General features: G+C 46.3%; 20 protein-coding genes and 2 tRNA genes. 20 read left to right on the top strand and 2 right to left on the bottom strand.

What is annotated here, in order from left to right:
- Positions 1 to 174 precede the first annotated feature (174 nt).
- Positions 175 to 1,746, bottom strand: a complete 1,572-nt coding sequence (locus AC4OGX_RS16990; RefSeq protein WP_493331840.1) for an AAA family ATPase — start codon at positions 1,744 to 1,746, stop codon at positions 175 to 177.
- A 298-nt stretch (positions 1,747 to 2,044) separates the two neighbouring features.
- Between AC4OGX_RS16990 and AC4OGX_RS16985 the strand changes: the two genes are divergently transcribed.
- The 18 genes from AC4OGX_RS16985 to AC4OGX_RS16900 all read left to right on the top strand — a co-directional run bounded on the left by AC4OGX_RS16985 (position 2,045) and on the right by AC4OGX_RS16900 (position 18,648).
- Positions 2,045 to 2,920, top strand: coding sequence for a permease (locus AC4OGX_RS16985; RefSeq protein ID WP_493331838.1), 876 nt, complete (start codon positions 2,045 to 2,047; stop codon positions 2,918 to 2,920).
- Positions 2,921 to 3,083: 163 nt separating this feature from the next.
- Entirely contained in the window at positions 3,084 to 4,628 is a 1,545-nt protein-coding gene (locus AC4OGX_RS16980) for an ABC transporter substrate-binding protein (RefSeq protein ID WP_493331837.1), read from the top strand.
- A 19-nt stretch (positions 4,629 to 4,647) separates the two neighbouring features.
- The gene (locus AC4OGX_RS16975; RefSeq protein ID WP_493331836.1) at positions 4,648 to 5,586 is read left to right on the top strand and encodes an ABC transporter permease; all 939 of its coding nucleotides are present in this window, start codon (positions 4,648 to 4,650) and stop codon (positions 5,584 to 5,586) included.
- A gap of 151 nt (positions 5,587 to 5,737) precedes the next feature.
- Positions 5,738 to 6,493, top strand: coding sequence for an ABC transporter permease (locus AC4OGX_RS16970; RefSeq protein WP_493331844.1), 756 nt, complete (start codon positions 5,738 to 5,740; stop codon positions 6,491 to 6,493).
- Positions 6,493 to 7,326 (top strand): ABC transporter ATP-binding protein, encoded by an 834-nt coding sequence (locus AC4OGX_RS16965; protein ID WP_493331835.1) that lies wholly within the window; start codon positions 6,493 to 6,495, stop codon positions 7,324 to 7,326. Before AC4OGX_RS16970 ends, AC4OGX_RS16965 begins: the two co-directional genes overlap by 1 nt.
- Positions 7,319 to 7,975 (top strand): ABC transporter ATP-binding protein, encoded by a 657-nt coding sequence (locus AC4OGX_RS16960; protein WP_493331834.1) that lies wholly within the window; start codon positions 7,319 to 7,321, stop codon positions 7,973 to 7,975. The genes AC4OGX_RS16965 and AC4OGX_RS16960 overlap by 8 nt, the downstream gene beginning before the upstream one ends.
- Positions 7,962 to 8,699, top strand: a complete 738-nt coding sequence (gene truA, locus AC4OGX_RS16955) for a tRNA pseudouridine(38-40) synthase TruA (protein ID WP_493331833.1) — start codon at positions 7,962 to 7,964, stop codon at positions 8,697 to 8,699. Before AC4OGX_RS16960 ends, truA begins: the two co-directional genes overlap by 14 nt.
- Positions 8,700 to 8,897: 198 nt before the next feature.
- Positions 8,898 to 9,650 carry an exodeoxyribonuclease III gene (locus AC4OGX_RS16950; RefSeq protein ID WP_493331832.1) on the top strand — a complete coding sequence of 251 codons (753 nt, stop codon included), beginning with the start codon at positions 8,898 to 8,900 and terminating at the stop codon, positions 9,648 to 9,650.
- Positions 9,651 to 9,915: 265 nt separating this feature from the next.
- A complete protein-coding gene (locus AC4OGX_RS16945) occupies positions 9,916 to 11,076 on the top strand; it encodes a CobW family GTP-binding protein (protein WP_493331831.1) in 1,161 nt (386 codons plus the stop codon).
- A 22-nt stretch (positions 11,077 to 11,098) separates the two neighbouring features.
- Positions 11,099 to 12,046 (top strand): TIGR03943 family putative permease subunit, encoded by a 948-nt coding sequence (locus tag AC4OGX_RS16940; RefSeq protein ID WP_493331830.1) that lies wholly within the window; start codon positions 11,099 to 11,101, stop codon positions 12,044 to 12,046.
- Between the two features lie 180 nt (positions 12,047 to 12,226).
- Positions 12,227 to 13,183 (top strand): carbohydrate kinase family protein, encoded by a 957-nt coding sequence (locus tag AC4OGX_RS16935; protein WP_493331829.1) that lies wholly within the window; start codon positions 12,227 to 12,229, stop codon positions 13,181 to 13,183.
- 96 nt (positions 13,184 to 13,279) lie between these two features.
- Positions 13,280 to 14,578 carry an L-cysteine desulfidase family protein gene (locus AC4OGX_RS16930; RefSeq protein WP_493331828.1) on the top strand — a complete coding sequence of 433 codons (1,299 nt, stop codon included), beginning with the start codon at positions 13,280 to 13,282 and terminating at the stop codon, positions 14,576 to 14,578.
- 101 nt (positions 14,579 to 14,679) lie between these two features.
- Positions 14,680 to 15,468: a C39 family peptidase gene (locus tag AC4OGX_RS16925; RefSeq protein ID WP_493331827.1), complete on the top strand. Its 789-nt coding sequence runs from the start codon at positions 14,680 to 14,682 to the stop codon at positions 15,466 to 15,468.
- Between the two features lie 260 nt (positions 15,469 to 15,728).
- Positions 15,729 to 15,977: an HPr family phosphocarrier protein gene (locus AC4OGX_RS16920; protein WP_493331826.1), complete on the top strand. Its 249-nt coding sequence runs from the start codon at positions 15,729 to 15,731 to the stop codon at positions 15,975 to 15,977.
- 160 nt (positions 15,978 to 16,137) lie between these two features.
- Complete coding sequence (gene dapF, locus AC4OGX_RS16915; protein ID WP_493331824.1) at positions 16,138 to 16,971, top strand: diaminopimelate epimerase; 834 nt, start codon at positions 16,138 to 16,140, stop codon at positions 16,969 to 16,971.
- 67 nt (positions 16,972 to 17,038) lie between these two features.
- Positions 17,039 to 18,253, top strand: a complete 1,215-nt coding sequence (locus AC4OGX_RS16910; protein WP_493331823.1) for an LL-diaminopimelate aminotransferase — start codon at positions 17,039 to 17,041, stop codon at positions 18,251 to 18,253.
- A gap of 187 nt (positions 18,254 to 18,440) precedes the next feature.
- Positions 18,441 to 18,511, top strand: a tRNA-Gln gene (locus AC4OGX_RS16905).
- Positions 18,512 to 18,574: 63 nt separating this feature from the next.
- Positions 18,575 to 18,648 (top strand) — tRNA-Pro (locus AC4OGX_RS16900).
- Positions 18,649 to 18,732: 84 nt separating this feature from the next.
- Here the strand turns inward: AC4OGX_RS16900 and AC4OGX_RS16895 are convergent.
- Positions 18,733 to 18,951, bottom strand: coding sequence for a helix-turn-helix transcriptional regulator (locus AC4OGX_RS16895; protein ID WP_493331822.1), 219 nt, complete (start codon positions 18,949 to 18,951; stop codon positions 18,733 to 18,735).
- A 239-nt stretch (positions 18,952 to 19,190) separates the two neighbouring features.
- Here AC4OGX_RS16895 and AC4OGX_RS16890 point away from each other — a divergent pair, with 239 nt between their 5' ends.
- Positions 19,191 to 19,847, top strand: a complete 657-nt coding sequence (locus AC4OGX_RS16890) for a DUF1847 domain-containing protein (protein WP_493331821.1) — start codon at positions 19,191 to 19,193, stop codon at positions 19,845 to 19,847.
- A 147-nt stretch (positions 19,848 to 19,994) separates the two neighbouring features.
- Entirely contained in the window at positions 19,995 to 20,621 is a 627-nt protein-coding gene (locus AC4OGX_RS16885; protein ID WP_493331820.1) for an HAD family hydrolase, read from the top strand.
- The last annotated feature ends 12 nt before the right edge of the window (positions 20,622 to 20,633 follow it).

Genomic DNA, 20,633 nt, shown 5'->3' with positions numbered 1-20,633 from the left:
AGAATAGTGAGGTTGCACCTCCAATTAGTACGGTACCATTTCCTTAATGAGGGATGCGAAAAAAATGAAAATGGGAATTATGCAGTCAGGGTGAATTCATGATCAGTGGGGGACGGTACTGGATGCACTGTCAGTGAAAAGGGGGCAGTCCTGGGCTGCCCCCACGTTTTTCTTCTATTTCATCAATTCTTCGATCATACATTGATGTTCTTTTGTCTTTTTATCATAATTAATCCCGACCATTAAAACTTTACCATGATACTCTGACAGGCTGCGGCAGTATTTTTTTTCTTTTATCTGGGTGATGGCGCCCTCCGCGGATTTATCCCATTTTAATTCCACTACCAGGGCGGGCTTGTCCGGGAATTTATGTCTGGGAAGGAAGACCATATCAGCGAAGCCTTTTCCAGCAGGCAGTTCACGATAAACTGTATAAAAATTTCGTGCAGCATATAAGGCCAATGAAATGGTATAGCTTAAGGCGTTTTCATCATTATACTGTATATGAGTGGTTTCAAAATGAGCCTGCTCTATTCCGAGTGCAACTCGGTCAGGGCGGTTCTGCCATATTGCATTCAAAGTATCAGAAGAATTCTGTAATGCATTCGAGATTTCACCCCATTTAGAGACAGAAACGGCATTGACGAATTCATTTCGGACCTCATTGTTTGGTATGAAAACACATTTCTGTTCCAGATTATAACCCAGATAGCCCAGGTGGATTAAAAGAGTCAGAACATCATCTGCATTGTGGAAGGTTGTCATATCATTTGAAAAACTACCTGTATTAACAAAAATATTTTCACCGGCAATCATACTCAAAACACAGTCCTTCAGCCCTTCGTAGTTAAGATCAATATACATACGCAGCGCTTCAAACGTTTCAGTCTGATTCCAATAGTTGTCACAGATGCCTGATGTCACAGCCTCGATCACTGACTTTGGACTGTAGATGGAGTGCGCAAGAGTAAAACGATAGCCATCATACCATTCCTTCATTTCTGTCACATTCATGCTGTAGTGCTGGCATAATCCCTCTACTTCTTTTTCTGTAAATCCAACGAATTCCGCCAGCTGCCTTGGATTTGTCATGGAGAATTCTGAAAACATATTCAATGCGGAATGTGTACCGTATTTTTTGATCGGCAGGATTCCAGTCATATAGGCAAGGTGGATATATCCTTTGTCCTTGAGGAGATCCCGTAAAAAATCCAGATACTGTTCCTGTGCTTCTTTATCCTCTTTGAATTCTCGGAAAATACAATCCCACTCATCTATAATGACCACAAAGGGGCAGTGCGTGATCTGATATACGTCCTGCATACTTTCAGCCAGATCAGTTTCGTCATAATATTGAATGTCAGGATATTGTATTTTTAAATCCCGTATTACCAATTGCTTGATTCTTTGGATGAGATCATGAACTGTTTGGCTGCGGCTCAGAAATTCCTGTATATTCAGAAAGATAGTGTCATACTGGTTCAAATATTTGGAAAAAGCCTTATCTTGACCGATACTTAATTGTTCAAACATCGTTCTGGAATCGCAGCCGCGGCTGTAATAAGCAGACAGCATATCGGCTGCCATAGATTTACCGAAACGGCGGGGGCGGCTGACACAGAGATTTTGCTGTGTTGTGTTCAGAACTTTGTTTGTATACCGAATTAAGTCGGTTTTATCAATATATATTTCAGAATTCACAGCCTTGAAGAATTTATCATTTGTAGGATTCAGATATATTCCCATAATTCCTGTCCCCTTTCTTGATTGTTTTTAGTGTACCACGATTAACATAACTATTCTACAGCTTTCATCTTATTTTCTTGGTATTTTCTTAGTCATTCCGAATAAATTAGAATCCCTATCTTTATGCAGTTTTACCTAAATCATATAAAATGATTGGAAAAAGTTGACATTTGGATTATAAAACTGCATAATTATAAACAAATATTTAGTAGAATGCGGTCTAGAATATAGTATAGACTTTATTCTATTAAAACACAAATAGACCTATGAAAAATAAGGGAAAGAAAGGAGAATAACTTTGAATATTGTAACAATTATTCTGCGCGTTGCTATCGTAGTTTATGCATTGGTTTTTGCAGTTGTGTTTATAAAAGACTGCCTGAACCATAAGGAGGATTTCAAAGGAAGAAAGCATGTGACTCTATTTTTGATCGGGGTGATCACTAATTTTTTCGATACACTTGGAATTGGAAGCTTTGCGACAACGCAGGCTGCATTTAAGCTTACAAAATCCAGCTCAGACAGGATCATGCCGGGGACACTGAATGTAGGAGACTGTATTCCTGTTATGACAGAATTCCTGCTGTTTCTCGGCCTTGTGGAGGTGGCGCCTCTGACATTGGTTTCTATGATCGTGGGGGCCATCGTTGGATCGCTGATCGGGGCGAATATTGTATCAAAATGGTCTGTAACAGTGGTAAGATATGCGCTGGGCGGCGCGTTGGTGTTTCTTGCAGTCATGATGGGATGCCGCCTGATGGAGATCGGACCGTTTGGTACAGCGGGAATGGCGATCGGTCTTGGGGGATGGAAACTGGCAGTGGCAGTAGGCGTGAACTTCCTGCTGGGTGCGCTTATGACGATCGGTGTCGGACTTTACACACCATGTATCGCCCTCTGCAGTGCTTTAGGGCTGAACGTGAGGATTGCCTTTCCTGTGATGTTTGGATCCTGTGCATTTTTAATGCCATCCTGCGGCTTTGCATTTATTAAGAAGGGAACCTATGACAGGGCGGCAGCAGCCTGGCTGACGATCGGCGGCGCTGTAGGTATTTTTGTGGCCTTCTGTATTGTACGTTCTCTTCCTTTAGAGATACTGACCTGGATCATCATTGTGGTCATGCTCTATACTGCGGTCATGTTTTTTAAAGATGCGGTTAAAAAAGCGGAGTAAAGCAGTGCGCTGCTTCTGTATACGCCGGGCGGATGATTAGAACGATTGTATTTTTAACATATAGTTTTGTTGTATCTCATTAAATACTTGCCAAACTGTGACAAAAACTTTACAATAAAAGGGACAATTTAATAATGAAGGTTATTTGAAGAAGGAGACAGACATGAAAAGAAGAGGAATGAGTATTCTTTTGATGCTCACAATGGCTGTAACTATTGCACTGAGCGGATGTTCAGGTGATAAGGAAAAGCAGGAGTCGACCACGGAGAATAAACTTTCAGGAAAACCAGTCGAAGGCGGAAGTATCAAGGTAGGTATTTCCCAGGATTTGGACAGTCTTGACCCACACAAAGCAGTTGCGGCAGGAACAAAAGAGGTTTTATTTAACATTTATGAGGGCTTAGTGAAGCCGGATAAGGATGGTAATTTGATCGCAGCCGTAGCGAGCGAGTATAAAGTTTCAGATGACGCGAAGGTATATACATTTACCTTGCGTGATGGGGTGAAGTTCCATAACGGGAATGCCGTGACGGCAGAGGATGTAAAATATTCAATAGACAGATGCGCTGATACTTCTAATGGGGAACCATTGGTATCAGCGTATTCTATTATTGAGAGTGTGAACATTCTGGATGAGAAGACAGTAGAGATACGCTTGACGGAGCCAAATACAGAGTTTTTAGCCTATATGACGACTGCAGTTATCCCGAAGGATTATGACCAGCTGGATACGAAGCCGGTGGGGACGGGGCCGTTTAAGTATGTGTCACGAAGCCCGCAGGAGAATGTGATCCTTGAGAAGAACGGGGACTACTGGGGAGAGAAGGCACACCTGGATCAGGTGGAGTTTAAGATCGTGGCAGATGCAGATATGGTCGTGACGAACTTAAAAGGCGGCTCCATTGACATGGCGATGCGTCTGACATCCAGCCAGGCAGCGGAGCTTACAAAGGGCTTCCATATTGAAGAGGGGACCATGAACCTTGTGCAGGCACTATATCTGAACAATGACGTGGAGCCTTTGAACAATGAGAAGGTAAGGCAGGCGCTCTGCTATGCCATCAATCCCGATGAGATCATGGGTATGATGGCGGACGGTAAAGGAGTCCGCATCGGAACCAGCATGTATCCGGGGCTGAAAAAGTATTATGACGATGAGTATGTACATTATTATGAGCAGGATTTTGAAAAGGCAAAGGCACTGCTGAAAGAGGCAGGCTATGAGGAGGGATTCGATCTGGAGATTACGGTAAGCTCTGCGGACCAGCCCCATATAGACACTGCCCAGGTCATCGCAGAGGAGCTTAAAAATATCGGTGTCAATGTAACGATCAAGCCGATCGAGTGGGAGGCATGGCTGGAGGATGTATATGCGAACCGCGAGTACCAGTCAACGGTAGTCGGTGTGGATGCATCCAACCTTTCCGCCCGTGCGATGCTGGAGCGTTTTACAAGTGATGCACCGGGAAATTTCATCAATTTCAAGGATAAAGAGTATGATGAGGTGTTCAAAAAGGCGATCGCGTCAACGGATGAACAGGAGCAGATCAAGCTTTATAAAGAGGCAGAAGGCATTCTTGCCAAGAAGGCTGCCAATGTCTATATCCAGGATCTGGCGAACCTGGTGGCAGTCAGTGATAAGTACGACGGATATACATTCTATCCGCTTTATGTACAGGATATGTCTACAATATATATGGTAGAGTAAGGAGAACAGGGAGGTAAGTATGAAATTTGTTTTGAAAAAATTAACAGGTCTTATAATCGCATTATTAATTGTCAGCATACTTGCCTTCCTTGCCTTTGAGGTGATCCCCGGAGATCCGGCCAGATCGATCCTGGGTACGGAGGCAACCGAGGCGAAGGTCCAGGCTCTGCGGGAGGAGATGGGCTTAAACCGTCCCCTGCCGCAGCGTTATGGACAGTGGGTGAAGGATTTTGTGACAGGGGATATGGGGACTTCCTATTCCTATCAGGTTCCGGTGAGGGAAATGATCGGGGATAAGGTGCCGATCACGATCACTCTGGCAGTGATGGCATTTTTCTTTATCCTGCTGTTTTCCGTTCCTGTCAGTTTATTGAGTGTGCGGTATGAAAACCGGTTCGTGGACAAGTTTTTCCTGATCCTGAATCAGGTGACCATGTCGATCCCTCCGTTTTTTATCGGCATCGTTTTTACATTTTTGTTCGGGTTGGTATTCCAGTTATTCACACCCGGGGGATATGTATCTTATACGGAGAGCGTAAGCGGATTCCTGGGATATCTAGTCCTGCCATCCATTGCGATCGCACTGCCCAAGGCAGCGATGACCACAAAAATGTTCCGCAATTCGCTGATTACGGAAATGAGGCAGGATTACGTGCGCACAGCATTAAGCCGGGGAAACAGTCCCTGGAGGGTACTGGTGAGACATGCGCTTAAAAACGGGATTCTGCCGATCATTACCTTTTTAGCGATGGCGATCGCGGATATGATTGCAAACAGTATCGTGATCGAGCAGGTTTTCGGGATCCCGGGGCTTGGAAGGACCTTGATCTCTTCCATATCTAAGCGGGATTACCCGGTAGTGGAGGCTGTGATCGTGCTGGTCGCAGTGGTGATTCTGGTCATCAATGTGATCGTGGATCTATTATATCGGAAACTGGACAAGCGGATTGAAATATAGAGGTATGGATTTGGACAGGAAAAGTATAAACGGAACAAAAAAGGGAAAAACTTCCAGTAACCTTGCTGTTGTCAAAAGATTCGGGCGTAATCGGGCAGGAAGGAAGCCCGGAAGCTACAATTTTATATTTGGAGTGACACTGACCGTGATCATGGCCGGGCTGATCATACTGGGATTTTTCTGGACACCGTATGACACAGAGGCCATGCAGGGATCATTGAAGTTAAATGCACCCTCTCTTGCGCACATTTTCGGAACGGATCAGTTCGGGCGTGATGTATTCAGCCGGGTGCTTGCAGGGGCAGGCAGTACGTTTATGATCGCCGTAGGGACGGTTGTGATCGGCGGAGGGATCGGGATCTTAGTCGGTGCGGTGACCGGATATGTGGGCGGATGGCTCGACGAGGGTCTGATGCGTATCAACGATGCGGTTGCAGCATTTCCAAGCGTGCTTTTAGCCCTGGTCATCATCAGTATCTGGGGCACCGGCAAATATAAGGTCATGCTGGCTCTGGGGATCGCATTTATCCCCAGCTTTGCGAGGATCGTGCGGGGAGAGTTCATGCGGTGCCGGGAAGAGGATTATGTGACCAGCGCGAAGCTGATCGGGGTGAGAGCGCCGCGGATCTTATTCGTACACATACTGCCGAATATTTTACCCACCCTGCTTTCTTCTTTGACCATTGGATTTAACAATGCGGTGATCCAGGAGGCGGGGATGAGTTACTTAGGGATCGGCGTGCAGCCGCCAGATGCGAGTCTGGGCCGGATGCTTTCGGAATCCCAGACCTATCTGGCAAGCGGGCCGTGGTGCGCGATCTTCCCGGGAATATTCCTGGTACTTTTGATCCTGGGCGTGGGGATGCTCGGGGAAGGAATCCTGGACAGATTTGGAGGTGGAAGATAATGCTGAGAGTAGAGAATTTATCCATCCATTTTGAAGACCGTGGGACAAACCAGGAGGTGGTGCGGGATGTCTCCTTTGAGCTGAAAGACTCTGAGATCCTGGGGATCGTGGGGGAATCCGGGTCCGGCAAGACGATGACAGCACTCACGATAGCAGGACTTTTAAAAGATGCGGCAGTCTTGGACAGCGGGAAGATCTGGCTGGATGAGCGGGAGCTCCTTTCACTTTCTGCAAAAGAAATGCGTGAGGTCCAGGGCAGAGATATCAGTATGATTTTCCAGGAGCCTATGACGGCCCTGAATCCGACTATGAGAATTGGAAAACAGGTGGAGGAGGCCCTGCTTTTGCACACCAGACTTTCAAAAGAGGAGCGCAGGCAGAAGGTGCGAAAGGCACTGGAGGATGTGGAGCTTGACCAGCCGGAGCTATTGTGCGGGAAGTATCCCCATGAGCTGTCAGGCGGGATGCGCCAGCGGGTGATGATCGCCTCGGCGATCGTGTGCCGGCCGAAGCTTTTGATCGCGGATGAACCGACTACGGCGCTGGATGTGGGGACGCAGGAGAGCATTTTGAAGCTGCTTAAGAAGCTGAACTTAAAGTACGGGATGGGAATTCTCTTTATTTCCCATAACCTGAGAGTGGTCAATGAGCTCTGCAGCCATGTACTGGTGATGAAGGACGGGCAGATCCTTGAGCGGGGAGCCGCAAAAGAGATCTTTCAGAATCCGCAGACGGAATATACGAAGGAACTGATCGCTGCGATTCCGGGACGGACAAAGGACAGCAGGTTCTATGATCTGCTGAGAGAAAAGGCGGGTGAGAAGAATGCCTGAGAAGGTGCTTGAACTGAGCCATGTAAATGCATATTATAGAGAAGGAAGACACAGGAAACAGGTATTGGAGGACGTGTCATTCACCCTGCACGAGGGTGAGATCGTAGGTCTGGTGGGGGAAAGCGGCAGCGGAAAATCAACGCTGTGCAAGTGTGTCCTCGGACTTCTTAAGGATTACGAGGGTGAGGTAGTCCATTATACAAAATCACCGCAGATGATTTTTCAGGATCCGTTTCGTTCCCTGAATCCCAAAAAGACCATCGGGTGGATCCTGGAAGAACCTTTGAAAATACAGGGCGGCTTTTCCCGGGAAGAGCGCAGGAAAAAGGCGGAGGAGATGCTTCAAAGGGTGCATCTTTCTGCTCAGGTGTATCAACGTTATCCAAGAGAACTAAGCGGCGGGCAGCGACAGCGTGTCAGCATTGCGCTTGCCCTGATCACGGGGACGAAGTTTATCCTGGCGGACGAGCCTTTGTCGGCGCTGGATGTGACCGTTCAGGCGCAGATCATCGCTCTGCTGAAAGAACTGCAGGAGAAGGAGAAGATCTGTTACCTGTTTGTCTCCCATGATCTGGATGTGGTGAGTATGCTCTGCAGCCGTGTTCTCTTTTTAAAAGACAGGAAAGTGAAGGAATATGCGGACTTATAAAATGACGATAGTATATGACGGCACCCGTTACCAGGGATGGCAGCGTCAGAAAACGACGGGGTGCACTATCCAGGGGATCGTGGAGGAAGCGGTCAGCAAAATAGCGGGATACCCGGTGGAGATAGACGGCTCCGGCAGAACTGACGGGGGCGTCCATGCCAAGGGGCAGACAGCGAGTCTGACCTTATCGGGTAAGGTGGATGAGGAACAGTTTCGCAAGGGGATGAATGAGCTTCTCCCGGAAGATATCCGGGTGAAGGAGATGCTCCTTATGAAGAATGGTTACCATGCCCGTTTAAATGCGAAGGGGAAACGGTATGAGTATTTTATCGATACAAGGGAAAAACCGGATGTATTCGCAAGAAAATACTGCTATCACTTTCCGTATGAGCTGAATGTTGCGGCGATGGAGGAGGCAGCAGGATATCTGATCGGAAAGCATGATTTTGCAGGGTTTACAGACAAAAAAGATGAAAAGTCCACAATTCGGACAATTTATGATATAATCATTGAGAAACAGGGCAGCAAGATACGGATCGAGTATTATGGGACAGGATTCTTATACCATATGGTCCGGATTCTGACCGGGACACTTCTGGATGTCGGAACAGGACAGAAGAAGCCTGAGGAGGTGCTGACTATTCTGGAGGAGAAGAAACGCGAATATGCGGGATTTCTTGCTCCGGCTATGGGACTGTTTTTAAAGGAAGTGTATTATGCGTAAGGTCTGAGGGTACAGATGTTCATGAAGATATGGGCAGGGGGCGGGATGTGAGAAGGAACAGAATAGGTGGTGCCGGACGGCACCCGTCTGTCAGAGATTTCCACAGACCGGTCCCTGCTTTGTATTTGAGCAGGACTCTCAGATCACAAGAATTGATTTCAACAGAATCAGAAATACAAGGATAAAAAGGAGGCAGATATGAAGTTTATTTCATGGAATGTGAATGGAATCCGTGCCTGTGTACAGAAGGGGTTCTTAGAATTTTTTAAAGAGGCCGATGCGGATATTTTCTGTATCCAGGAAACCAAGATGCAGGAAGGGCAGCTTGAACTGGAACTTGAGGGATACCATCAGTACTGGAATTATGCGGTGAAAAAAGGATATTCAGGCACCGCAGTATTTACAAAGAAGGAGCCGCTTACGGCGGCATACGGGATCGGGATTGAGGAGCATGACCAGGAAGGACGCGTGATCACGCTGGAGTTTGAGGATTTTTACTTTGTGACGGTCTATACTCCCAATTCTCAGAATGAACTTGCCAGACTGGATTACCGGATGAAGTGGGAGGATGATTTCCGCGCATATCTGAAAAAACTGGAAGAAAAAAAGCCGGTTGTCGTGACCGGGGATATGAATGTGGCACATCAGGAGATCGACCTGAAAAATCCGAAGACGAACCGGAAAAATGCAGGCTTTACTGATGAAGAAAGACAGAAGTTTACTGAGCTGTTAGATGCTGGCTTTATTGATACGTTCCGCTATTTTTATCCGGATCAGGAGGGGATCTATTCCTGGTGGTCTTATCGGTTCCGTGCCCGTGAGAAGAACGCAGGGTGGCGTATCGACTATTTCTGCGTATCAGAAGCATTGAAGGACAGGCTGGTGGATGCGAAGATCCTGACCGGGGTCATGGGATCAGACCATTGTCCGGTCGTACTGGAGATGGAGTAGAGAAAGATCAGATCTGTGGCTTTAGGTCTGCAGTAAGATTAAGAAATATGATACCAGGGTCAAAAGGTCATGCTTTTCATGTGAGCATGAAAAAGCATGACTTTGGGACCCGTAAAACATCCAGTGGATGTTCGTTTAACGCCGACCGGAGCGGAGCGCAGATGTGGGAGCACGAAGTGCGTAACAATCCGTAGGTATCATGGGGGCAAAATACCTTTTGACCCCAGCATCATGATATATATTTAGAAACAGGAGGCAGTCAAAAATGACGAAGATAGATATTATTTCCGGTTTCCTCGGAGCCGGAAAGACGACTTTTATTAAAAAAATGCTTAAGGAGGCATTTCAGGGAGAGCAGGTGGTCCTGATCGAGAATGAATTCGGCGAGATCGGAATTGACGGAGGGTTCCTTAAGGACTCCGGGATCGAGATCCGTGAGATGAATTCAGGATGTATCTGCTGTTCACTGGTTGGAGATTTTGGAAAATCTCTGAAAGAGGTGGTAGAGACTTACCATCCCGACCGGATCCTGATCGAGCCTTCCGGAGTGGGGAAACTTTCTGATGTCATCAAGGCCGTACAGGATGTACAGGGTGAGATCGATGCAGTACTCAACAGTTTTACAACCGTTGTTGATGCCACGAAATGCAGGCTTTACCGTAAGAATTTCGGAGAGTTTTTCAGCAACCAGGTAGAATATGCAGGAGCAATTATTTTGAGCCGTACCGATAAGGCAAAGCCGGAGAAGGTGGAAGAGAGTTACCAGATCTTACGGGAATTGAATGAAAAGGCTCCGATCATCACAACACCGATCGCAAAGCTTTCCGGTGAGAAGCTGCTTGAGACGATGGAACACAGTAGATCTCTGGAAGAGGAGCTTCTGTCAGAGATGATCTGCCCGGAATGCGGCGGACACCATGAGCATGGAGAGGACTGCGGGTGTGGTCACGACCACCATCATGATCATGCCCACGATGAGAACTGTGGGTGCGGTCACGACCACCATCACGATCATGTTCACGATGAAAGCTGCGGATGCGATGACCACCATGATCACAATGAAAGCTGCGGGTGCGGCCATGACCACCATGATCACAATGAAAGCTGCGGGTGCGGTCACGACCATCATGACCATGGTCATCACCATGCGGACGAGGTGTTTACAAGCTGGGGCCGTGAGACGGTCAAGAGTTTTACCAGAGAGGAGATCGCTCATATTTTAAAGACGCTGGAATCTGATGATTCTTACGGAATGATCCTGCGTGCAAAAGGGATGGTAGCAGGAGACGGCGAGTGGCTTTATTTTGATATGGTGCCGGAAGAGCATGAGGTGCGCAGCGGTGCGGCTGAATATACCGGAAGGATCTGCGTCATTGGCTCTGACTTGAAGGAAGAAAAGCTGGCAGAATTATTTGGTATAAAATAAAGGCAGGATTGGAGAGGTAGAAATGGCAGAACCAGAGGTTATGGTGTATTTGATGACAGGGTTTTTGGACAGTGGAAAGACCCAGTTTTTAAAGTTTACGCTGGAGCAGGATTATTTTCAGATAGACGGCAAGACGCTTCTCATCCTCTGTGAGGAGGGCGAGGAGGAGTATGATCCGGCCGGGATGCTAAAATATGGTGTTGTGATCGAAACTGTGGAGGATCAGGAGGAACTGACAGAAGAGTGGCTGGAAGAGATGAACCGTAAGCACCAGCCGGAGCGTGTTGTTGTCGAGTATAACGGGATGTGGAAGGTCAGTGATTTTGAGGCAATGAAGCTGCCAGAGGGCTGGGGGATCGAGCAGAAGCTGACAACGGTGGATGCGAGCACGTTTCAGATGTATCTGACGAATCTAAAGCCGCTGTTTGTGGAAATGGTCCGGAATTCGGAAATGGTATTATTTAACAGATGTACCGATAAGAAGCCGCTCCCGGGATACCGCCGCAGTGTAAAGGTAGTCAGTCCCCAGGCTGAGGTGATCTTCGAGGATGAGCAGGGGGAAGTGGAGAATATCTTTGAGGATGATGTTCCATATGATCTGAATGCACCAGTCATTGAGGTACGCCGCGAGGACTATGGGATCTGGTACGTGGATGTGATGGATAACCCGGACAGATATAAGGGAAAGACCGTCGAATTCACGGCAAGGGTGTTAAAGCCCAAGGGATTTCCATCAAAGGTCTTCTTGCCGGGACGTATGGCGATGACATGCTGTGCGGATGATACCACATTTCTTGGATATATATGCAAAAGTGCTTATGCACCGAAGTTAAAACCTGGGCAATGGGTCAAGGTGCGGGCAAAGATCGGGTTTGGACGTGTATCGATCTACCGCGGAGTGGGGCCGGTGCTGGAGGCGGAGAATATCGAGCTGGCGGATCCGATCGAAGAATTGGTATACTTTAATTAAACGATTTAAAAAAGTTATTGCATTGAATAGTGATGTGCGTTAGAATTATAACAAATAGATACCCGCAGGGCATCCCGTAACACATGCCCTGCGGGCGGGTTTACAGCTTTGCTGTAAAAAATAAAGTATACTTATTGAACTACGAATGTTTAATAAGGTATAGAAATAAGGAGAGAGTCTATGGAAAAGCAATTTGATGTAATCGCAATGGGGGAGCTCTTGATTGATTTTACTATGAATGGCCAGAGTGAGCAGGGCAACAACCTGTTTGAGGCATGCCCTGGCGGAGCACCATGCAACGTGCTTGCGATGCTGAATAAGCTGGGCAAGAAGACAGCATTTCTCGGAAAAGTGGGGAAAGATCAGTTTGGTGCATTATTAAAGGATACTTTAGATGAAGCCGGTATTGATACATCGAATCTGATGATGGATCAGGATGTGAACACAACGCTGGCGTTTGTACATACGTTTCCTGACGGTGACCGCGAGTTTTCATTTTACAGGAACCCGGGGGCAGATATGATGCTGACCGAGAATGAGGTGGATGCAGAATTTCTGAAAAAGACAAGACTATTCCACTTTGGTACGTTATCTATGACCCATGAAGGTGTCCGTAATGCGACGAAAAAGGCGCTTGATATTGCAAAAGAGAACGGGCTTCTTATTTCTTTTGACCCGAACTTACGCCCGCCGCTCTGGAGCTCCCTGGAACTGGCAAAGGAACAGATGGAGTACGGATTTAAGTTCTGCGATATTTTGAAGATATCTGACAATGAGATTCAGTTCGTGTCAGGGAAAGAAGATTATGATGAGGGAATCAAGTACCTCCAGGAGAAATACAATATCCCGCTGATCCTTCTGACGATGGGAAAAGACGGAAGCCGTGCATATTATAAGGGAATGCGCGTGGAGAGAAGCGGGTTTGCGATGAAGACGATCGAGACGACCGGTGCGGGGGATACTTTCTGCGGAAGCTCTTTGAATTATATTTTGGAGCATGGATTAGATAACCTGACAGAAGAGCAGCTCGGTGAGATGCTGACTTTTGCAAATGCTGCGGCAGCAGTGATTACGACCCGCAAAGGGGCGATCAGGGCGATGCCTGAGAAACAGGAAGTGCTGGAAGTTATTGGATAATTAAGTGTGACCTATAAAGAGAATCCTATAGAAGATTTGAAGACAGATTTTCTATAGGATTTTTATATTCAAATGGATTACTCAGGGGGAAAGAGAATGCATGAATTAACAGAACTAATAAAAAATGACATGAAGCCGGCGTTAGGTGTAACAGAACCGGGAGCGATCGCATTTGCGGCAGCCAAGGCGCGCAGCTATGCGAGAGGGGAGCTTGTGCGGCTCAACGTGGCAATGAACAGCGGGATGTATAAAAATGCATTTACCTGTGGAATTCCAAATTCCATCGAGGTGGGAAATGTTTTTGCGGCTGCTTTGGGGTATGTGGCAGGGAACGCTGAAAAAGGGCTGGAGGCCCTGGCGGATGTAAAGGAAGCGGATAATGCCAAGGCGCGCAGACTGATCGATGAGGGAAAGATCACAGTAGAATTAAGCGGGATCTCAAGCCGGATTTTCATAGAGGCTGCTTTGGAGACAACGTTTGACACAGTTATTGTGACAATCCGTGATTCGCATACCAACATTACCAGCATCGCGGTCAATGGACAGATGAAGCTGGGCGCTGAGAGTGATACGAAGACAGAGACAGGAGAAACGGCGGATGTTGGGGAAGAAGGGCATGTCATACACAAGTACACATTACGGCAGGTATATGAATATATCACAACGGTAGAGCTTGGAGAACTTTATTTTATAGAAGATGCCTATAGAGTGAACTTGGAGCTGTTTCAGGAGGGAATTGAGAATCCAAGGACTACCTTTGCCAGACATCTGCTTGAGTTAAATGGCGGAAAAGTGATTTCCGAAGATGAGCAGGCGTCGGCCTCTCTGATGTGTAATGCGGCGATTGAAGCGAGAGTCTTGGGGCTTGAGAAACCGGCAATGAGTATTACCGGTTCCGGGGCACATGGGATCATTGCCACCATGCCGCTGTATGCTTCATATAAAGTTAACGGTTATACGAAGGAGAAACTGCTTCGGGCAACTGCGCTGAGCTATCTGGTCTGCATGTATATTAAGGAATATTCCGGCAGGCTGTCAGCCTTCTGTGGATGTGCGATCGCGGCAGGCTACGGCATGGCATGCGCACTTGTTTATCTTAGGGGAGGAACTGTGGAAATGATGGCGCATACGCTCAACAACATGGCGAGCAGCATTACCGGAATGATCTGTGACGGAGGCAACCAGGGCTGTACTATGAAGGGGATCACGGCAGTAGATGCAGCATATAAGTCGGTGGATTTTGCCATGAATGGGATTTATGTCTATGATGTACACGGAATCAACGGGGAAACCCCGGAGGAGACCATGAGAAATATGGGGCGGATCGCGTCTCCCGGGATGACAGGCACAGAAAAGACGATCGTAGAGATCTTTGAGCATAAATTAAAGAAATAATCAGCATACCGTACAAACAGTAGTGCTTATAATAGAAATAAGAAGTATCATCTGTGGTGGATATGTTGGAATATAAAAGAGCCGGCAGGCACAAACATCAAATGTTTTGGTTAGTCTTATATGTCAGTATTGCAGTCGCCAGTATGATATATACCAAGACGATACGTGTGAGAAATACAGATGTACAGTACCCGAAAACAGACAGCGGGGAGGGCGGCGGTGAGACAAAAGGGGAGGCAGGACACAGCAAAACAGCCGGCCCGGATCACGCTGAAAAGGGAAGCGGGGTGGCTGCAAAGATAGTCCTGTCAGTCCCACTGATCAGTCAGAGCGAGTATCCGACAGGCTGTGAGAGCGTGACCTCGGTTATGGCACTTCGATATGCAGGATATGATGTAACTATTGATGATTTTATTGATCAGTATTTAAAGATCGGTAAATATTACGCAGAAGACGGGCAGTATTATGGAAACAGCCCCTATCACTATTTTATCGGAAACCCGAGGACAGGCAGTGGATTTGGATGTTTTGCACCAGTGATCTACGATGCACTTGTAGAGGCGGCGGGAGCAGATCATGTAAAGGACTTAACAGGTATGCCGCTGGAGGCGCTTACCAGGAATTATATACAAAACGGGATTCCTGTCATTATCTGGGCGACCATGGAGATGAGACCCGCCTACCCCGGCAGGAAATGGACTCTTCTGGAGACAGGGAAGGAGTATACCTGGCAGGCACAGGAGCACTGTCTTCTATTGGTCGGTGCGGATGAACAGTCCTATTATTTTAATGACCCCAGACATGGGGAAGGAATCACAAAGTATGAGAAAGAAGTAACCCAAAAACGATATCAGGAAATGGGCAGTCAGGCACTTGCGGTGCTGCCCTAATTGTGTCTGAAAGGCAGAATCCTTTAAAACTTTAGAATATTCTGAAAACGGCGAGCAAAAGGGTCTGACCCTTTTGAAATACCTTTTGAAATAATGTAAAAAGAATTGTCGCATTTTGTGAAAAAATAGTGGATTTTTACACTTTCTTTTTGGCATCTTTTAGTGTAAAATATTGAACCATGGCCGATGAAAGCCGTGAACTTTATTGTAGGTCCATCGCAGTAGATGGGACACTCTAAGATATCCAGGAGGGAACAGATATGCCAGGTTTAACATTGACAGCAAATGCAGTACGTATAGGGTTTTCGAATGTAAATGAGATTCAGGAATTTGTGCAGACAATTAAGGATTACCGAGGTGACCTTGACCTTGTTCAGGGGAGAATGGTGGTTGATGCAAAGTCAATCCTGGGAATCTGCAGTCTCAATATGCAGGAGGAGATGGAACTTCAGGCTTATAATGGGGACTTTGACGGACTTAGAGTTAAGATCAGTAAGTTTATAAGATAAATAGTGAGAGGCGTTTTCTGTTGAAGAAGGCGCCTATTTTTATGTTTTTAAATTCTGTTTTTCGTGGTAAAATATATTCCATATATCAGGAAATGAGGAGCTTTTGTTGAAAGATATATAAAGGTACGATTACGAGATAATAATGAAGGAGTGGAATAATATGAAATTCACAAAAATGCAGGGAATAGGCAATGATTATGTATATGTAAATGGATTTGAGGAGAAATTGGACGCTCCATCGGAGACGGCGGTCAAGGTCAGCGACCGTCATTTTGGAATTGGCTCGGACGGGCTGATCCTGATCAATCCTTCCAATGTGGCTGATTTTGAGATGGAGATGTACAATGCGGATGGCTCAAGAGGAGAAATGTGCGGAAATGGAATCCGCTGTGTGGCGAAGTATGTTTATGATTACGGTCTGACAGACAAGACGCAGATATCCATTGAGACCTTGGCAGGAATTAAATATCTTGATTTGACAGTAAAGGACAAGAAGGCAGTACAGATCAGGGTAGATATGGGGAAACCAATCCTGGAGCCACAGCAGATTCCTGTGGCTGCAGAGGGAAGCAGTGCTGTGGATGTCCCTATCCTTGTGGATGGGCGGGAATACAGAATGACATGTGTCTCCATGGGAAATCCTCATGCAGTCATTTATATGGATGAGATAGATCATCTGGAAATTGAGAAAATAGGACCGAAGTTTGAAAAGCATGAACGTTTTCCAAAACGGGTCAACACAGAATTTGTTAAAATATTAGACCGAAACACGGTGCAGATGAGAGTTTGGGAACGCGGTTCAGGAGAAACACTTGCGTGCGGAACCGGGGCATGTGCTGTTGCAGTTTCCTGTATCTTAAATGGTCTGACAGAGGATAAGGTGACGGTGAAATTACTGGGTGGAGATCTTCTGATCGAGTGGGACAGAGAAGCGGACAAAGTCTATATGACAGGACCTGCAGAAGTTGTGTTCGATGGTGAATGGAACGGATAATATCAGGTAAGAATAAACGTCAGGCAGGAATAACCAAGAGACTAAGTATACAAAAAGGAGAACGGATATGTTTAAAATAAATGATAACTATTTAAAATTACCCGGCAGCTATTTGTTTTCAACGATTGCCAAAAAAGTGAATGCATATACGGCAGAAAACCCGGACAGAACAATTATCCGTCTTGGAATCGGAGATGTTACCCAGCCACTGGCTCCGGTTATTATAGAATCTCTGCACAATGCAGTAGATGAGATGGGGGATGCAGAGACATTTCACGGATATGCGCCGGATCTGGGCTATGAATTTTTAAGAAATGCGATGGCAGAGCATGATTACCGTTCCCGCGGCTGTGACATTGCAGCAGATGAGGTATTTATTTCCGACGGTGCGAAATGTGATTCAGGCAATATTCAGGAAATCTTTAGTAGAGATAATAAAATCGCGGTCTGTGATCCGGTATACCCTGTTTATGTAGACACAAATGTTATGGCAGGAAGGACTGGCACTTATGATGAAAGGACCGGGACTTGGAGTGATGTTATTTATATGCCGTGTACAGAAGCCACAGGTTTTGCACCGGAGCTTCCAAAAGAAACACCGGATATTATCTATCTGTGTTTCCCGAATAATCCAACGGGATCGACCCTGACAAAAGCACAGCTTCAGGAATGGGTGGATTATGCAAACCGTGTGGGTGCCGTTATTATTTATGATGCTGCATATGAAGCATATATTTCGGAGAAGGATGTGCCTCATACGATTTATGAGTGTGAAGGTGCAAGGACATGCGCCATAGAGCTGAGAAGCTTCTCTAAGAATGCAGGCTTTACCGGAGTCCGCTTAGGCGCTACGATCATACCGAAGGATTTGAAATGCGGTGACGTGACGCTGCATTCCCTTTGGGCAAGACGTCACGGCACAAAGTATAATGGAGCTCCCTATATCGTTCAGCGGGCAGGTGAATCAGTATATTCCAATAAAGGCCGTGAACAGCTTAAAAAACAGATAGCATACTATATGAATAATGCAAAAATAATCTATCATGGTTTAAAGGATGCAGGCTATAGTGTGTCTGGAGGAGTCAATGCTCCTTATATCTGGTTAAAAACCCCGAAGGGAATGGATTCCTGGGAATTCTTTGACTACCTGCTTGAAAAAGCGAATGTGGTAGGAACCCCGGGCTCTGGATTTGGGCCAAGCGGGGAAGGATATTTCCGGCTCACTGCATTCGGCAGCTATGAGAATACAGTAGCGGCCATGGAACGGATCAAGGCATTATAAAAGGGGACAGAGCGACCTGCAAAGGGGTCTGCAAAGGGGTCTGACCCCTTTGCACTCCGTTTTCTGAATATTCAGAAAATAACGCCTAAAAATTTTTTTTGATGGAAATTAAAAAAAGGGGTTGATTTTTTCCGGGAGTTTGTTATAATAACCATGTTGCGTCGGACAAGACAAAACAAAATGCTGATGCGGATTGGTGTAATGGCAGCACAGCAGACTCTGACTCTGTTAGTAGAGGTTCGAGTCCTCTATCCGTAGTTAAGAATCTGCGAAAGCAGATTCTTAATTTTCTCTTTAAGAGAGACAAAAGTTCATACATATCGGAGTGTGGCTCAGCTTGGTAGAGCGCTACGTTCGGGACGTAGAGGTCGCAGGTTCAAATCCTGTCACTCCGATTACCGAGATGAGATACCGGAGTTCCTTGGAAGCACGAGGGATACCGGTTTTTTTATATCTTTATTTTTTGACCGGCAAACGGACTATCCATTCCGATAGTCCGAATGTCCGATCAAAAAGTCCACACTGACGCCGAACAGATCTGCCAGCAAAATCAAGGAGTCAATTCCACATTCCCGTTTTCCTCGTTCATAATTTGCGATAGCCTGACGGCTTGCACCGAGGTAGTCTGCGACTTGATCCTGCGTCATGCGGTGTGACAGTCTAAGTATTTTCAATCTCTTTGCAAATAAATTTTCCATAAATTGATGCCCCCTCATTTATATGTGATTTCACAATACCCCTGTCTATCTATCATACCACTATCCCCTGTACTTTTCAATTGACCATAATTTCCCAATCCTCCCCGCAACAGACCTTGATCAGATTATTCTAGACCTTAAATTCACTCCTGATTTTCTATGTTTATCTGGCAATACCACAGCAGGAACAGTATAATAGAAGAAAAATAACGAGAAAGTAAAAAGGCAGGTACAGATTCATGGAAAAAGAGCTGATAAGGAGCTGCATTGATTGTGCAGCCGTGAATTGCGATGTGGGAAATAAGACATATCCTAAGTTTTGTGTGACAACAGAAAACCGGGACGAGGCTGTTATGGAGGAAGCACTGAGTTTATATGAGGAGGAAGAGAATCACAGGATCATGATCGAGGCGGCCAATGTTGAGGCCGAGTTCTATGGTATGATGACGAGAGTCGAGGAGACGGCAGAGTTTGCCAAAAGGATGGGATTCAAAAAATTGGGAATCGCTACATGCGTGGGTTTGATCAGCGAATCCAGGATACTGGCATCCATTCTTAGGAAAAAAGGATTCGAAGTGATTGGCATAGCATGCAAAGCCGGGGCAGTAGATAAGACACGTGTTGGAATCGATGAAGCCTGCAAAAAAGTGGGGAAGAATATGTGCAATCCCATTCATCAGGCAAAACGTCTGAATGCGGAAAACACAGAGCTGAATATAGTGATGGGACTCTGTGTGGGGCATGACAGTCTGTTTTATAAGTATTCGGAAGCACCGGTGACAACACTCGTGGTAAAGGACCGGGTATTGGGACATAATCCGGTGGCAGCACTCTACACGGCGGGTTCTTACTATAAACGTCTGCTTACGGAAACAGAAGAAAGTAAAAATGAATAGACTGTTTTTCCAGAAGCTTTTTAAGATAGATATTAGTGTAGTTCTCTTCCGGCTTCCATGCAATATTTTAGACTTTCCGCTGCGAGGCATATTATGTTATATTAGAATCGCTAAAGAGGACGAAGTATATAATACATGGAGGTTATCATGAGTAAATATGTGATTTTCGATATTGACGGTACATTGAACCAGACTGCGCTGTATGCCCTGGAAGCCTACAAAAGGGCATTGAAAAAGAGGGGAAGGGAGGCTGAGGAGACGGAGATATTATCCTGTATCGGCCTGAGTCCGGCGGGGATCATAGAGAAGCTTTTCGGAAGCCTGGAAGGAAAGGAGCTGTCTGACTGGCGCAGGGACATCAGAGAATATGAATTCCGTCTGATGGAAGAACATGCTGCGGCCTTTCCGGGAGTGAAAGAGAGCCTGGATAGGCTTCTTAAGGCAGGTTATGAATTGGCGGTCTGCTCCAATGCTTTTCCGGAGCACATTGAGCATGTATTGGAAATGATAGAGCTTAAGGACTATTTCCCGGTGATCGGTTCCCTGAAAATGGGTAATACCAAGGCAGAGGTCTTGGGAACACTGCTTAGGCAGCTTGGCTGTGAGGCTGCCTGTATGGTGGGGGATCGGAAGTTTGATATTGAGGCGGCAGGAGAAAACCATATTCCAGTTATAGGCTGTGCTTATGGATATGCACCGGAAGAGATCCGGTCTGCAGACCGGGTGGTAGAAAACGCGGGTGAGATTGCAGAGGCAGTGATGGCTTTGATCTAGCTGAAAGAAGGG

This window comes from Faecalicatena sp. (assembly GCF_058819085.1).
The sequence above is the reverse complement of the archived record's forward strand: the minus strand, read 5'-3'. Positions and strand labels throughout refer to the sequence as shown.